The sequence below is a fragment of the Paraburkholderia sediminicola genome (assembly GCF_046027825.1).
Taxonomy (GTDB): Bacteria; Pseudomonadota; Gammaproteobacteria; order Burkholderiales; family Burkholderiaceae; genus Paraburkholderia; species Paraburkholderia sediminicola_D.
Genome location: NZ_JAQQDU010000044.1, coordinates 16,991 through 32,033, shown reverse-complemented (window position 1 = coordinate 32,033; position 15,043 = coordinate 16,991). Strand labels below are relative to the sequence as shown.

Here is a 15,043-nt window from a genome sequence, read left to right as displayed (position 1 = left end):
CGGGAGCGATCACGATGAGCGAAACCGCACTCCATGTCGACCGCGAACGGCTCGGCCACGCTGCCGCAGCGCCTCGCACGCCGCTCTATCGCAATGCGCGATTGCGCGCCCTCGCCTGGCGGCTCGCGCCGTGGGTCTTGCCCGCGGTCCTGCTCGCCTTGTGGGCGGTGGGCTGCGAGCGCGGCTGGATTGCACCGCAGATCCTGCCACCGCCCGAGCGTGTGTTCGACACCCTGGTCGAGCTAGCGCGAAGCGGCGATCTCGCAAGCAACACGCTGATCAGTCTGCAACGCGTGCTGCTCGGCTTCGCTGCGGGCACCTTGCTCGGTTTTGTGCTGGGCGCGGCGCTCGGTCTGTCGCGCACTTTCGAAGCCTACGTGTTGCCAAGCTTCAATGCGATCGTGCAGATCCCGGTGCTCGGCTGGCTGCCGTTTCTGCTGCTGCTCGTCGGGGTCGGCGAGCCACTTAAATACATTCTGATCGCGCATGCCGCGCTCGTTCCTGTGACGTTGAGCACGCTGCAAGGATTCCGCCAGACACCCGCCTCGCTCGATGAGGTCGCACGCGTATTCGAATACAACGGCTGGCAAAGAATTTTCTATCTTGTCCTGCCCGCTGCCGTGCCGACGCTTGCCACCGGCGTGCGGCTCGCCTTCACCAAGGCCTGGCTCGCACTGGTAGTAGTCGAACTGGTGGCGTCGTCCGAAGGGCTCGGCTATCTGATCGTCTACGGGCGGCAGTTGTTTCAGCTCGACCTGGTGATGGCGTCGGTGGTCGTGGTCGGTGCCATCGGTTACGCGATGAATCGTGCACTCGACGCACTCGAAGCGCGTTTGCGACGCGGTCAACCGTCTGCGTTTCGCGAGTAATGGCGCGAATCGCTGCCACGCTCCGCTTATGAGGTCTTTACGATGAGTCTTGCTCCGTTCAAGCGCCCCGCCGGATCGAAGCAGCCGGCCGATGCGTCCTGTGACTGCGGCAACGTTCCCGCCTCCTTCCAGCGCGCGGCTCGGCCGCGCAGGCCGCTGCTCGCACGCGTCGACTGGCGCGGCGCTGTCTTGCCGATCGTCGCCATTGCAATCTGGTGGGCCGTCTCGGAGGCGCACGTGGTCAAAAGCGGCTTGCTGGTCAGCCCCGCGCAGGTGCTGGCCACCGCCTGGCAGCAGATCGTCAGCGGCGCGCTGCTCAAGGCCCTCTCCGCATCGCTTGCTCGCGAAGCGAGCGGCTTCGTGATTGGCACGTTAGCCGGCCTGCTGCTCGGCAGCGTGCTCGGCTTCTCGCGGCTCGCCACACGCATGATCGGCCCGAGCTTCGACACGTTCAAGCAGATCTCGCTGTTCGCGTGGATCCCCTTGATCTCAGTGTGGTTCGGTCTCGGCGATGCGGCAAAAGTCGTGTTCCTCTCACTCGCCGCGTTGCTGCCGGTCGCAGCCCATACGTGCGACGGTATTCATGCGGTACCGCGCGCCTATATCGAAGTCGCGCGCGCGTTTCGTTACACACGATGGCAACTCATCCGCGCCGTGATTCTGCCGGCCGCGTTGCCGTCGATCTTCACAGGCATCTACCTCGCACTGATCTATTCGTGGCTCGCCACGCTCGGCGCCGAATATCTGCTGGTCGCCGGCAGCGGCATCGGTAACACGCTGATCGACGGCAGCGAGCAGTTCCGCATGGATCTCGTGCTGTTCGGCGTGATCGTGATCGGTGTCACCGGTTGGGCGTTGAACGCGCTGGCGCGCACGATGGAACGGGCGATCTTTGCACGCCGTTCGCAGGTGGCCGCGCGATAAACACGCATCCGATAGTCATCGACTACGCACTGAATTTGCACTGAAACCAGATCAAGGTCCGCTCATGGCTTCTTCCGCCCTTTCCGAAAGCATCGACATTCTCCACGTCAGCAAGCGCTATGCGCAGCAAGGCGGTGCGTCGCTCGCGGTACTCGACGACATCAGCCTGCGGGTGCGTCCCGGCGAATTCGTCAGCGTGCTCGGATCGAGCGGTTGCGGCAAGTCGACCCTGCTGCGGCTGATCGCGGGACTGGATACCGACTACACCGGCGATATCGTCGTCGCCGGAGAGAAGGTCCGCGATACGTCGCTCGAACGTGGGATCGTGTTTCAGGATCACCGCCTGTTTCCATGGCTCACCGCGTCGCAAAACATTCTCGCCGCGCTGCGTAACGCGCCACTGTCGGCGCGCGAAAAACGCGACGCGGTCGCGCAGCACATCGAACTCGTCGGCCTGAACGGCTTCGAAAATGCGTATCCGCATCAGTTGTCGGGCGGCATGGCGCAGCGCGTGGCGATCGCGCGCGGTCTCGTGAACCGCCCGCGCGTGCTGCTGCTCGACGAACCGTTCGGCGCTCTCGATGCACTCACGCGCGGCCGCTTGCAAAACGAATTGCAACGCATCTGGAAACACGAACGCATCACGATGATTCTGGTCACGCACGACGTGGATGAAGCGCTCTACCTCGGCGACCGCGTTGTCACGATGGCGCCACGGCCGGGCCGCATCAAACGGATCGTCGACGTCGCCTTGCCGCGTCCACGCGAGCGCAACGATCCCCGTTTCATTCGTTTGCGCGACGAAGTGCTGGCCGATTTCGCCGAACAGGACGGCGAGCGCCGCGGAGCTCGTGGGGACGATACGCCACCCGGTGGCACGCGCATTCCAGTGGCGAGTCCCCCGATCACGGAATGGCGGCTCGCGTGGTGACGTCCGCCGCAATCCCCATACATACAAACCCTTCACGGAGCAAACGATGAGCGGTGAAAATCAGCAGAAGCGGCAGATCAAACTGGGCGCTTTCCTGATGGAGACAGGCCACCATATCGCCGCATGGCGACACCCGGATGCGCACGCAAGCGGCGGACTCGACTTCGCACACTATGCGGAACTTGCACAGATCGCGGAGCGCGCCAAATTCGACGCGGTTTTCTTCGCCGACAGCGTCAGCGTACGCGACACGAATCTGCCCGCGCTATCCCGCACCGCGCGCGCCGATCACTTCGAACCGTTGACGCTGCTGTCCGCGCTTTCGGTCGTGACGAAACACGTCGGCCTGATCGCGACAGTCTCCACCACGTTCAACGAGCCGTACAACCTGGCGCGCAAATTCGCCTCACTCGATCATCTGAGCGGCGGGCGTTCGGGCTGGAATCTCGTCACGTCGAGCACCGAATCCGAGGCACTCAATTTCAGTTTCGAACGCCACCCGGAGCACGCCGTCCGCTATGAACGCGCGCGCGAGTTCTACGATGTGGTGGCAGGCCTATGGGATAGCTGGGAAGACGATGCGTTTATCCGCGACAAGGAAAGCGGCGTCTACTTCGACCCGGACAAGCTGCACGTGCTCGGCCACGCCGGCAAGCACTTCAAGGTGCGCGGGCCGCTGAACGTCGCGCGTTCGCCGCAGGGCTGGCCGGTGGTTGTGCAGGCCGGCGCGTCGGAGGCCGGACGTGACCTCGCGGCGCAAACCGCAGAGGTGATCTTCGTTGCGCATCAGACGCTCGACGAAGCACAGTCGTTCTATCGCGACATCAAGGGCCGTCTCGCAAAATACGGCCGCGCGCCGGATAATCTGAAGATCATGCCGGGCATTTTTCCGATTATCGGCCGCACGCAGGAAGAGGCCGACGCGAAATTCGCCGCGCTGCAGGACCTGATTCATCCGACTGTCGGTCTGTCGCTGCTATCGAACATGTCGGGCGGCGTGGACCTGTCCCAGTACCCCGTCGACGGGCCGCTGCCCGAATTGCCGGAAACCAACGGCGGCAAGAGCCGCCAACGCCTGCTGTTCGATCTCGCGCGGCGCGAGAACCTGACCATTCGCGATCTGTATCTGCGCATTGCCGGTGCGCGCGGCCATCAGCAGGTGGTCGGCACGCCGCAAAGCATCGCAGACCAGTTGCAACAGTGGTTCGAAGAAGAAGGCGCCGATGGTTTCAACATCATGTCGCCATGGTTGCCCGGCGGGTTGACCGAGTTCGCCGACCTGGTGGTGCCGGAGTTGCAACGGCGTGGGCTTTTCCGCACCGAATACGAGGGGCGCACGCTGCGCGAAAATCTCGGGCTGCCGCGACCTGCCAACCGCTATACCGCCGTGACAAACCAGGTGCCCGCCGTGGCCGGATATTGACGCAACACGTTCTCTTTCGTCAGGAGTCTCGCATGAGCGCAGCCGCATTGCAGGAAACACAGTCGATTCAGGTCAACCCACTTTCCGCGCATATCGGCGCTGAAATTCACGGTGTCGATCTCACGCAGAAACTGGACGCACGCCAGGTCGCGGAGATTCGTGCGGCGCTTCTGAAATGGCGTGTCGTGTTCTTTCGCGAACAGTTCCTGACGCACGAGCAGCACGTCGCGTTCTCGGCGCAGTTCGGCGAGCTGACCTTGGGACATCCGGTGTTCGGCCACGTCGACGGTTATCCGGAGGTCTATTCGATCTCGAAGTACCGCAAGGCGACGCGTTTCGAGGGACAAGCGCTGCAACGCCCATGGACCGGTTGGCATACGGACGTGACAGCCGCAGTCAATCCGCCCTGGGCGTCGATCCTGCGCGGCGTGACGATTCCGCCGTACGGCGGCGATACGCAATGGACCAGTCTGGTGGCTGCCTATCAGAAGCTTTCCTCTCCTTTGCGCAGCTTTGTCGACGGCCTGCGAGGGCTGCATCGCTTCACGCCCCCACCCGGCGCAAGCGGAACGGATGCGTTCGTCAAAGCCGTCGAGCAACGCATTCTCGTCACCGAACACCCGCTCGTCAGAGTGCATCCGGAAACCGGTGAACGGGCGCTCTATGTCAGCCCGAGTTTCCTGAAATCGATCGTCGGCGTGACGCCACGCGAAAGCCAGGTGCTGCTCGAACTGCTCTGGGAACATGCGACACGGCCCGAGTTCACCGTGCGCTTCAAATGGGAGGCAGGCAGCGTCGCCTTCTGGGACAACCGCGCCACGGCTCACCTCGCGCCCACCGATATTTTCGATCTCGACTTCGACCGGCAACTGTATCGCACGACGCTGGTCGGCGACGTGCCCGTTGGGCCGGACGGTGCACAGTCGGTGGCGATCGAAGGCTCGCCGGTGAGTGCCGCCGCGGCAGTCGCGTTGAACTGAGTACGACGCCCCTAATCCCCTCCCTACCGGGTCTCCCGGAGCTACTGATGACTCTGCAGGCCGCACCCGTTGCGGCCGCCGACAACACGGCGGCCGCACCTCGCTCCTATCCCCCCGCGCACATCATCACATCCGACGATGAGGCGATCGGCGTCGCGCAGAATCTCGCCAACCGCTTCGCCGTGGATGCCGCGCGCCGCGATCTGGAACGCACGTTACCGTTCGAGGAACTGGATGCCTGTTCGCAAGCGGGGCTTTGGGCGATGACCGTGCCCAGGGCCTACGGCGGCGCCCAGGTCTCCTATGTCACGGTCGGGCGCGTGTTCGCGATTCTTGCCGCGGCCGATCCGTCGATCGCGCAAATCCAGCAGAACCACAACAGCGCCGTGTTCTGGCTCTGGAAAACCGGCACCGAACAACAACGCGCCCATTTTCTCGGTGCGATCCTCCGAGGTGCGCGCTTCGGCAACGCCAATGTCGATGCGGGTCCTCAGCCGGTTCCCGGCCCCAGAATGAGCATTACGCCGGACGGCGATGGCTACCGCCTGTCCGGCCGCAAGCTCTATGCAACCGGCGCATTGTTTGCCGACTACGTCTCGACCATCGGTCAGGATGAACTAGGCCGCCGCATCGTGGCGATCGTGCCTGCTGGCCATCCGGGCATCAACATCGTCGACGACTGGGAGAGTTTCGGTCAGAAGACCACCGCGAGCGGAACGGTCACCTTCGATAACGTATGGGTACCCTCCCTCAACGTCCTGCCGATCTACCGAAGCTACGAAGAATGGCCGCAAAACGCCATCACACAGATCAGTCACGTCGGTATCGATGCGGGTATCGCACGCGCGGCAATCGACGCGACGATCGCCTTTATCCGGCAGCGCGCGTCAACCCCTTTCACCCCGCCGACAGGACCGATTCACTCCGATCCCTATGTCGTCTTCCAGTTGGGCGAATTGAAGACCAAACTGCACGCGGCCGAAGCGATGATGGACCGCGCCGGCCGCGAGATCGACCGATGCCTCGCCGCCCCCCAGCCCGATTCGATTGCGAAGGCCTCGATCGCCGTTGCCGAGGCTAAGGCGTTGACGACGGAAATCGCCATCGAGGCTAGCAACAAGCTGTTCGAACTGGCGGGCACACGCTCGACGCATCCGTCGTTCAATCTCGACCGGCATTGGCGCAATGCACGCGTTCACACGCTGCATGATCCGGTGCGCTGGAAATACGCCGCCGTCGGCAATTTCTATCTCAACGGCGTCAGACCGCCAAATAGCGGACAGACCTGACCACCCGTAGCCGGAAATACGAAGACCCGATCGGCCGGCATCGTCACGAACCGCGAAGCGGAATCGGCGTTATGGCGCGCGGCAATCACGTTACAGCGCGCATAGCGCCGCATGGTTTGCACCTCGAATAAATAGCAGAATTAGTTGTTTGGCATCGCCAACTCTCGCGTGATTTACTGCAGACACTTAAGTCCTCGCATCGTGCGCGCCAGCTGTTGACTGACTCGCGCGCAGCGATTTCCGAGGCGGCTTCATCGAACACACGCCCTTTCATGCCGATCGGCACGGATACTCACTGTGACTCATTCAACTCTGGCTGCGTCCTCGGCCGCGCCCACGACTTCCGCCGACGCGACGCGTGACGCCTCACCCTTCGTTCCCGTTCGCTCGCCTGCCACGTTCGCCGATAGCCCGGTATCACGCGCATTGGAGGAGCCCCTGCTGCTCGGACTGTTCCTGCCGATCCAGGCAGGCGGCTGGAGCGCCTCGACGCTCCCCCGCAGCACCGACTGGTCATTCGACTACAACCTGGCACTCGTGCAAAAGGCCGAAGCGTTCGGCTTCGATCTCGTCTTCGCGTTGTCGCAATGGTTGCCGAAAGGCGGCTACGGCGGCGTATTCAACGGTGAGGCGCTCGATTCGTTCATGTCGCTCGCCGCGATGACCGCGCGTACCGAACGCATCATTCTGGTGGCGACCAGCCATGTGCTTTACGGCCCGTGGCATCCGCTGCATTTCGCCAAGTTCACCGCGACACTCGATCACATTTCGAAAGGTCGTTGGGGCATCAACGTCGTCACCGGTCATCGTGCTATCGAGCATGAAATGTTCGGCTGGCACCGTATCGAACATGACCGGCGCTACGAACTCGCTGCCGAGTTTCTCGACGCCGTTCAGCAACTGTGGGCGCAACCGGAGAACTTCAGCTTCGCGCCCGAACTCTCCTCGTGGAAACTGGACAAGGCCTTTGTCACGCCGAAACCGCGTTATGGGCGTCCCTTACTCGTGAATGCGACCGGCTCCGATGCCGGCATCGACTTCGCCGCCCGTTACTCGGACATCGTGTTCATCACGAGCCCCGCCGGCTCGGAGATCGAAGGTGCATTGACCGCGTTGCCCGCTCACACGGCGCGCGTGAAGGCCGCGGCAGCGAAGCACGGCCGCAAGATCCGTACGCTGATCAATCCGATGGTGATCTGCCGCGAGACAGAGGCAGAAGCACGCGCATATCACGACGCGATCGTCGCGCACGGCGACGAAGGCAGTTTCCATCGCTTCGATAGCGACGCCCATGCATGGCGGGGCAACGCGGAACAGCGCAGCCAAGCGGCCTCGCGCGCAGTGGGCGGCAACATCTCGATCGTCGGCTCGCCGCAGCAGATTGCCGATTACATCGTGCGTTTGCATCAGGCGGGTGTCGACGGCGTGCAATTGAGCTTCTTCGATTTTCAGCCGGACCTCGATTTCTTCGGTGAGCGCGTGCTGCCACTCTTGCGCGAAGCCGGCTTGCGGTACTGATGGCACTCAAAACAACAAGGTGATCGTATGAGCCGACTTTGGTACACGCGCTGCCCCGCCCCCACGCCCTTCGGCATCACCGTGCAGAAAGGCTGGCTGGAGGAGGAATTCGCCGTCGACGGAATCGATGTCAAGGCGCTGCAGGATGCCGACGACGTGCAGATTCGCCGCTCGCATTTCACGCATACGCAGCCATGGTCGTTCCGTCAGGGCGGCAACATTCCCGCGCTCTGGGCCCGCGCCCAAGGCAGCGACACGCGCCTGATCGGCGTGAGCTGGGTGGACGAATTCCAGGCGCTGATCACGCTGGACAGGCAACTGGACGCGAGCCCTGAATCTCTTGCCGGACGCCGCTTCGGATTCCCGCTCAACACCCGTGCAAGCGTGGTCGATTTTCATCGCGCGACCGCGCTGCGCGGTTTCTCCTCGCTACTCGGCGCGCTGGGGGTGCAACTCGAAGACATCGATCTGGTCGATTTGCCGCACACGCCGCGCAGCCTTGAAGACGCCAAACCTGCCGCCGATGCGCCGCTCGCCGATTGGCTCGACGCGCAACGCTCGCACGAATTCACGCGTGAGGCCGAGGCACTGCTGCGCGGAGAAGCCGACGTCGTCTTCGTCAAAGGTGCGACGGGCCTCGATATGACGAACCTGCTCAACGCCAGGATCCTCGTCGACATCAGCGCGCAGCCCAATCGTGCGCTGCACGCGAATAACGGCACACCGCGCCCGCTGACCGTGGATGCGCAACTGCTGCGCGAGCGTCCGGATCTGGTCGAGCGAGTTCTGGCGCGCACGCTGGACACCGGCGAGTGGGCCAATCGTCACCCGACCGAGGTGGCGCAGTACGTTGCGCGCGAAACGCGCAGCGCCGAGCATTGGGTCGAGCGTGCCTACCCAGGTGGCCTGCATCGGCAACTGACGATCGGACTCGATCCGCAAGCGCTCGCCGCCCTCGCCAACTTCAAACACTTTCTGTTCACGTGGGGCTTCATTCCGTCGGACTTCGATTTCGACGCATGGGTGGACCCGGCGCCCCTGCGGGCCGCGCTTGTACGGCGCCACGCGCTGACGCCTTCCACGGTCTGAACCGGCTTCGCATCCCTCTTCTTCTCTCCTACCACTCAACGATGACCGATGTCACATCGCTGGCGGCGTTGCGCCGCCACCGCAAGCGCATTTTCAGCACAGCGCTCGGATGGGCGGTCACGCTCGTCATCGCGCTGTCGGGTCTGCCTGCGCAGGCACAGACCCGCGGCGGCACGCTCAATTTCATCGTCACGCCGGAGCCGACCGCGCTGGTCGATCTGGCCACCACCGCGACCAACGTGTTGAAGGTCAGCCCGAAAGTCGTCGAAGGGCTGCTCGAGTACGACTTCAAGTTCCAACCCAAGCCGTCGCTCGCCACTTCGTGGGAAGTCAGCGACGACAGCCGCAAATACGTTTTCCATCTGCGCCATGGCGTGAAATGGCACGACGGCAAGCCCTTCACGTCCGCCGACGTCGCATATTCGATCCAGACGCTCAGGCAGGTCCATCCGCGTGCGAAGACCACCTTCGCCAATGTCACCGACGTCGCGACGCCGGACCCCTATACCGTCGTCATTACCCTGTCGAAACCGGCGCCCTATCTGATCAAGGCGTTTTCTTCGTCGGAAACGCCAATCGTGCCGAAGCATATCTACGACGGCACCGACGTGTTGACCAATCCCGCCAATAACGCACCGATCGGCACCGGGCCATTTCGTTTCGTCAAATGGGTGCGCGGCAGCTATATCGAATACGTGCGCAATGATGACTACTGGGACAAAGGCAAGCCGTGGCTCGACCGCATTGTCGTCAAGGTCATCAACGATCCAGCCGCCCGCACCGTCGCCTTCGAAGATGGCTCCGTGGATCTGAGCGGCGATTCGCCCGTTCCCTTGTCCGATCTCGAACGCCTGAAAGGCAACCCGAAGCTTGGGCTCGAGACACGCGGCTACGAATTCCAGGCAGGCGTGGCGCGCATCGAGTTCAACCTTGACAACCCGGTGCTGAAGAATCCGAAAGTACGTCAGGCGATCGCATCGGCGCTGGATCGCGAAGTGATCCGCAAGGTCATCTACTACGGCTATGCGACGCCGCTCGCGAGCCCGATCATTCCGTCAAACCCCTACTACGATCCGGTGCCCACACCCTATCCGTTCAATGTTGAACGCGCCAACGCATTGCTCGACGAAGCTGGCTATCCGCGCAAAGCCGACGGCACGCGTTTCGCCCTGACGGTCGATCCGTTACCCATCAGCGATCTGCCCGCGCGCACCGCGGCTTACGTCAAATCCGCCCTGGCACGCGCCGGTATCGCCGTCACGGTGCGCAGCCAGGATCTGCCGGCGTACCTGAAGCGCATCTACACCGACCGCGATTTCGATTTCAGCATCAACGGCATGAGCAATCTGTTCGATCCGGTGGTCGGCGTGGCCCGTCTCTACACGACCAGCAACTTCCGGCGCGGCGTGCCTTTTACCAACGGCTCCCATTACAGCAATCCCGAGATCGATCAGTTGTTCGCGCAAGTCGCCGAAGAAACCGATGAAGCGAAGCGCAAGCAATTGTTCTCGCAGATTCAGCGCATTCTCGAACGCGATCTGCCGGACATCAATCTCGTGGCACCGCAGTACCTGACCGTCTATTCGCGCGCGGTGCACAACCATACGACCTCGCCCGACGGTGTCTCGGCAAGTTTCGCCGACGTGTGGCTGCAACGTTAACCCTCTTTCGATTCACATTCTCACGGAACCCGATTCATATGGAATACAGACAACTCGGCCGCAGCGGCATCAAGGTCTCGACGCTAACGCTCGGCACAATGATGTTCGGCGGCCCGACCGACGAAGCAACCTCCGCCCGCATCATCGATCAGGCCCACGAGCAAGGCGTCAATTCGATCGATACCGCGGACGTCTACGGTAAAGGCGAATCCGAGCGCGTGGTCGGCCGCAGCATCGCCGCGCAACGCGAGCGCTGGGTGCTCGCCACCAAGTTCGCCAATCCGCTCGATAGCAACGATATCAACGCACGCGGTGCGTCGCGCAAACATATCGTGCGGGCCGTCGACGCGAGCCTCAAGCGTCTGAATACCGACTACATCGATCTGCTCTACATTCATCGCGAAGATCACGAGACGCCGGTCGAAGAGACCGTGCGTGCGCTCAACGATTTGATCCAGGCAGGCAAACTACGCTACTACGGGCTGTCGAATCATCGCGCGTGGAAGATCGCCGAGTTCAGCCATACCGCCCAGGCGCTCGGACTGGATGCGCCGGTGGCGAGCCAACCGCTCTACAACATCGCCAATCGCCAGGCGGAAGCCGAGCAACTGACTGCCGCGCATCGCTACGGGCTCGGCGTGATTTCGTATAGTCCGCTGGCGCGCGGCGTGCTGACCGGTAAGTACGAACCGGGCGCGACGCCCGCTGCCGACACGCGTGCGGGCCGCAGCGACCGCCGCCTGCAGCAGACCGAATGGCGTCCTGAATCGCTCGAACTGGCGCGGCGCGTGCGCGAGCATGCCGAAGCGCGGGGTCTTTCGGCTGGGCAATTTGCGCTCGCCTGGGTGCTCAATAGCCGCTACATCAGTTCGACGATCGGTGGCCCACGTACCGAAGCGCAATGGCAGGACTATCTGCCGGCGCTGCGTTATCAGTTGACGTCTGAAGACGAAGCATTCGTCGACTCGCTCGTGACCAGCGGCCATCCGTCGACACCGGGCTTCAACGATCCAGGCCATCCGTTCTTTGGGCGGCTTGCACGGCATGGCGCATCCCAGGATGCGCTAGCGGCCGTTCAGCAGGGATAGCCATGACATTCGACCGGCGCAATTTCCTGCAGACCTCGCTGGCCTTCCTGTCCGCCGGCACAACGGCTGCCTGGCCGAGCTTCGCGAGTGCGGCCACCGCCACCCCGGCTTCAACCAGCCAGAGCGCAACACCGTCGCAAGGCGGCACCCTGACCTATGCGGTTCAACAGGAGCCGCCGTCACTGGTGTCCCTGCTCGACACCAACACGGTCATCCGCAACATCAGCGCCAAAATCACCGAGGGGCTGTTACGCTACGCCGCGCAGTTCAGACCGCAGCCGTTACTGGCGGTGGCATGGAGCATCAGCCCGGACGGTCTCCAGTACACCTTCAAGCTTCGGCCTGGTGTGACGTGGCATGACGGCGAGAACTTCACCTCGGCCGACGTCCGCTACTCGATTCTCACGCAAAAGCGCCTCGGCCCCCGTGGCCGCATCACGCTCGCCAATGTCGAACGGGTCGACACGCCGGATCCGCTGACGGCCGTCGTGGTGCTCGGCAAGCCCACGCCCTATCTGATCAAGGCGTTGTCGTCGGCGGAATTGCCGATCGTGCCGCAGCACCGCTACGGTGACGGCGATCCGCTGACCAGTCCGAATCTCACCGCGCCGATCGGCACCGGCCCCTTCATCTTCGACAAATGGGTGCGCGGCAGTTACGTCAGCCTGCGCAAGAACCCCAACTACTGGCGACCGGGCAAACCGCACCTCGACCGCGTGATTTACCGCATCGTGCCCGACCAGGCATCCATTTCCGCCGCGCTCGAAACAGGCGAAGTCGACGCCGCGACAAATGTGGGGCTTGCCGACCTCGGCCGCCTCGCGAAACTGCCGCAATTGAAAATCGACGACAGCTATGACGCGTACCTGAACAACGCGGCCTTCCTCGAGTTCAATCTCGAGAACCCGACTCTCGCCAAGCCGGAAGTGCGCAAGGCGATCGCGCATGCCGTCGACCGCAATTTCATCAGGGACAACGTCTTCTACAAACGCTCGAGCGTGGTCGACTCGCCTATCCCGGCCGTGCTGTCGAGCTATTACGACGACAGCACGTTTCACTATCCATTCGATCTCAGTGTCGCAAACCGTCTGCTCGACGAAGCGGGCTATCCGAAACAGGCCGACGGGCAGCGCTTCGCACTCGAGATCAACTACATCAGCGGCGCCGATTTTCGACGCGCCGCCGAGTATCTGCGCGCCGCGCTATCGCGCATCGGCATCAAGGGAACGATTCTCGACGGCGACCTGCCGACGTATTTGCGCCGGGCCTATACGGCGCGCGAATTCGATCTGAACCTGAACGGACTCGGCCGTCTTTACGACCCAACCGTCGGCGTTCAACGCATCTACTGGTCGGATGGCGTCAAGCATCCGCTCATCTGGATCAACGCCTCCCACTACCAGAATTCTCAAGTCGACGATCTGTTTCGCGAGGCAGCGGTCGAGACGGATGAGACGCGCCGCGCGGCTGCCTTCCGGCAGATCCAGCAGATCGTCGGCCGCGATCTGCCGGTGCTGCCGCTCGTCACGGTGCCGTCCGCGTTGCAGGTCTATCACGCAAGGGTTCACAACCTGAACAACAGCATCGATCTCACGGCCGGCGATTTCTCCGATACCTGGATCGAACCCAAAACCTGACCCGTCGACACGAGATCCTCCAATCATGACCGCACATCAACTGGATGCCCCAAGGTCCACCGTTCTCGACGCATTGACTTTCGAGAGTGCGAGAGAGCAGGCACAAGCGCTAGCCGATGGCCGCGTGTCAGCCGTCGACCTGCTGGAACACAGCCTCGCGCGGATTGCCCGTTTCGATCGCGAGTTGAATGCCGTGGTCGCGCACGACCACGAAGCGGCGCGCGCCGCGGCACGCGAGGCCGATGCCGCGTTGGCGCGTGGCGAGCGGCGCCCATTGCTCGGCGTGCCGGTCACAGTGAAAGAGTCGTTCGATGTGGCGGGACTCGTTACCAGCGTCGGCAACCCCGCTTTCGCGGCGAATCGCGCCGAGCGCGATTCGCTCGCGGTCGCCGCGCTGCGTGAAGCCGGCGCGGTGATTATCGGCAAGACAAACGTACCGATTGGCCTGACGGACCTGCAAAGCTACAACGAGGTCTACGGCTTGACGCGTAATCCCTGGGACCTCGAACGGACGCCTGGCGGTTCGTCGGGTGGCTCTTCGGCGGCGCTTGGGGCAGGCTACGTCGCGCTGGAACTCGGCTCCGATATCGGTGGGTCGATCCGCATTCCGGCGCACTTTACCGGGGTCTACGGTCACAAACCCAGCTACGGCCTGGTATCGCTACGAGGTGCCGGCGCGCCGCCGGGACGCTTTTCCGCACGCGATCTGAGCGTGGCCGGCCCCCTGGCCCGCAGCGCGGGCGATCTGGAACTCGCGCTGGATCTGCTGCTCAATCGCGATCCGCTGACGGCCAAGGCGTGGCGCGTGACCCTGCCGCCCGCACGCCATGCGCGTCTCGCCGATTTCCGCGTGCTCGTCATCGACACCTGGCCCGGTACCGAACGCAGCGTGTCGGAACGGCTCGTGACTGAGCGTGTGGTCGAGCGTCTGCGCACGCAAGGCGCGCAGGTGAGCCACCCTGCCGATCTGCCCGCCGGTCTGCTGCCCGACCTGGCGCGCACGCATCCGCTGTACAGGACGCTGCTCGGTTCGTCGCTTGCCGAGCCGCCTGCGCAAAGCGAAACGGCCCGGCAACGGCTCGCCGAACTCGCACCGGACGATCAGAGCGCCGACGCCGCCTGGTTGCGCGCACCCACGCTTGCGCATCGTGACTGGCTCAAAGCCGACGAACAACGCCATGCATTGCGTCATCAATGGGAACGGCTTTTCGAATCGTTCGACGTGGTCGTGACGCCGATCGCACCTGTGCCCGCGTTTCGTCACAACCATCAGGAGCCGAAAGACGCGCGCACCTATCCGGTGGCCTACGAAGACGGCGTGCACCAGGTGCGCTTCCTCGACTTTTTCTATTGGGCCGGCCTGCCCGTGCTGCCCGGATTGCCGGCCACCAGTTTCCCGCTCGGCCTCGACGACGACGGTTTGCCGGTCAGTGCGCAAGCCGTCGGCCCGTGGCTTGAAGACCGTACGCCGATTGCGTTCGCGCGTCTGCTGAAAGAAGCCTATGGCGGCTTTCTCGTGCCACCCGGTTATGAAGCGGGTGCGGTCCGATAAGCGCGCGAATCGGCGCAGGCATCGCGGCGCACTCGGCAATGTCGATTACGCCGCGATTCAAGGTATCTCGCGATCTTCAGCG

The 15,043-nt window shown here is 63.2% G+C and carries 12 protein-coding genes; all 12 read left to right on the top strand.

The genetic code is table 11. From position 1 onward, the window contains the following. Positions 1-14: 14 nt before the first annotated feature. The 12 genes from PQQ96_RS23135 (at position 15) to PQQ96_RS23080 (ending at position 14,961) form a co-directional block, all read left to right on the top strand. Complete coding sequence (locus PQQ96_RS23135; protein ID WP_408297013.1) at positions 15-869, top strand: ABC transporter permease; 855 nt, start codon at positions 15-17, stop codon at positions 867-869. A 42-nt stretch (positions 870-911) separates the two neighbouring features. Beyond that, entirely contained in the window at positions 912-1,793 is an 882-nt protein-coding gene (locus tag PQQ96_RS23130; RefSeq protein WP_408297011.1) for an ABC transporter permease, read from the top strand. A 64-nt stretch (positions 1,794-1,857) separates the two neighbouring features. Further along, entirely contained in the window at positions 1,858-2,724 is an 867-nt protein-coding gene (locus PQQ96_RS23125; protein WP_408297009.1) for an ABC transporter ATP-binding protein, read from the top strand. Positions 2,725-2,770: 46 nt separating this feature from the next. Next, entirely contained in the window at positions 2,771-4,147 is a 1,377-nt protein-coding gene (locus tag PQQ96_RS23120) for an LLM class flavin-dependent oxidoreductase (protein WP_408297007.1), read from the top strand. 32 nt (positions 4,148-4,179) lie between these two features. Then, positions 4,180-5,127 carry a TauD/TfdA dioxygenase family protein gene (locus PQQ96_RS23115; protein ID WP_408297005.1) on the top strand — a complete coding sequence of 316 codons (948 nt, stop codon included), beginning with the start codon at positions 4,180-4,182 and terminating at the stop codon, positions 5,125-5,127. A 47-nt stretch (positions 5,128-5,174) separates the two neighbouring features. Beyond that, on the top strand, positions 5,175-6,416 hold the full coding sequence (locus PQQ96_RS23110; RefSeq protein ID WP_408297003.1) for an SfnB family sulfur acquisition oxidoreductase: 1,242 nt from the start codon (positions 5,175-5,177) through the stop codon (positions 6,414-6,416). 312 nt (positions 6,417-6,728) lie between these two features. Next, positions 6,729-7,934 carry an LLM class flavin-dependent oxidoreductase gene (locus tag PQQ96_RS23105; RefSeq protein ID WP_408297067.1) on the top strand — a complete coding sequence of 402 codons (1,206 nt, stop codon included), beginning with the start codon at positions 6,729-6,731 and terminating at the stop codon, positions 7,932-7,934. Positions 7,935-7,961: 27 nt separating this feature from the next. Beyond that, complete coding sequence (locus PQQ96_RS23100; protein ID WP_408297001.1) at positions 7,962-9,023, top strand: ABC transporter substrate-binding protein; 1,062 nt, start codon at positions 7,962-7,964, stop codon at positions 9,021-9,023. A 41-nt stretch (positions 9,024-9,064) separates the two neighbouring features. Beyond that, positions 9,065-10,684, top strand: coding sequence for an ABC transporter substrate-binding protein (locus PQQ96_RS23095; RefSeq protein WP_408296999.1), 1,620 nt, complete (start codon positions 9,065-9,067; stop codon positions 10,682-10,684). A 38-nt stretch (positions 10,685-10,722) separates the two neighbouring features. Beyond that, positions 10,723-11,772: an aldo/keto reductase gene (locus tag PQQ96_RS23090; RefSeq protein ID WP_408296997.1), complete on the top strand. Its 1,050-nt coding sequence runs from the start codon at positions 10,723-10,725 to the stop codon at positions 11,770-11,772. A 2-nt stretch (positions 11,773-11,774) separates the two neighbouring features. Next, positions 11,775-13,409 carry an ABC transporter substrate-binding protein gene (locus tag PQQ96_RS23085; protein WP_408296995.1) on the top strand — a complete coding sequence of 545 codons (1,635 nt, stop codon included), beginning with the start codon at positions 11,775-11,777 and terminating at the stop codon, positions 13,407-13,409. Positions 13,410-13,434: 25 nt separating this feature from the next. Then, a complete protein-coding gene (locus PQQ96_RS23080) occupies positions 13,435-14,961 on the top strand; it encodes an amidase (RefSeq protein ID WP_408296993.1) in 1,527 nt (508 codons plus the stop codon). Positions 14,962-15,043: the final 82 nt, after the last annotated feature.

Bases quoted from the DNA above. Each gene is read 5' to 3' on its own strand.
- PQQ96_RS23100 (WP_408297001.1), top strand. From the start codon at position 7,962: ATGAGCCGACTTTGGTACACGCGCTGCCCCGCCCCCACGCCCTTCGGC.
- PQQ96_RS23130 (WP_408297011.1), top strand. From the start codon at position 912: ATGAGTCTTGCTCCGTTCAAGCGCCCCGCCGGATCGAAGCAGCCGGCC.
- PQQ96_RS23125 (WP_408297009.1), top strand. From the start codon at position 1,858: ATGGCTTCTTCCGCCCTTTCCGAAAGCATCGACATTCTCCACGTCAGC.
- PQQ96_RS23090 (WP_408296997.1), top strand. From the start codon at position 10,723: ATGGAATACAGACAACTCGGCCGCAGCGGCATCAAGGTCTCGACGCTA.
- PQQ96_RS23095 (WP_408296999.1), top strand. From the start codon at position 9,065: ATGACCGATGTCACATCGCTGGCGGCGTTGCGCCGCCACCGCAAGCGC.
- PQQ96_RS23110 (WP_408297003.1), top strand. From the start codon at position 5,175: ATGACTCTGCAGGCCGCACCCGTTGCGGCCGCCGACAACACGGCGGCC.
- PQQ96_RS23135 (WP_408297013.1), top strand. From the start codon at position 15: ATGAGCGAAACCGCACTCCATGTCGACCGCGAACGGCTCGGCCACGCT.
- PQQ96_RS23115 (WP_408297005.1), top strand. From the start codon at position 4,180: ATGAGCGCAGCCGCATTGCAGGAAACACAGTCGATTCAGGTCAACCCA.
- PQQ96_RS23085 (WP_408296995.1), top strand. From the start codon at position 11,775: ATGACATTCGACCGGCGCAATTTCCTGCAGACCTCGCTGGCCTTCCTG.
- PQQ96_RS23080 (WP_408296993.1), top strand. From the start codon at position 13,435: ATGACCGCACATCAACTGGATGCCCCAAGGTCCACCGTTCTCGACGCA.
- PQQ96_RS23120 (WP_408297007.1), top strand. From the start codon at position 2,771: ATGAGCGGTGAAAATCAGCAGAAGCGGCAGATCAAACTGGGCGCTTTC.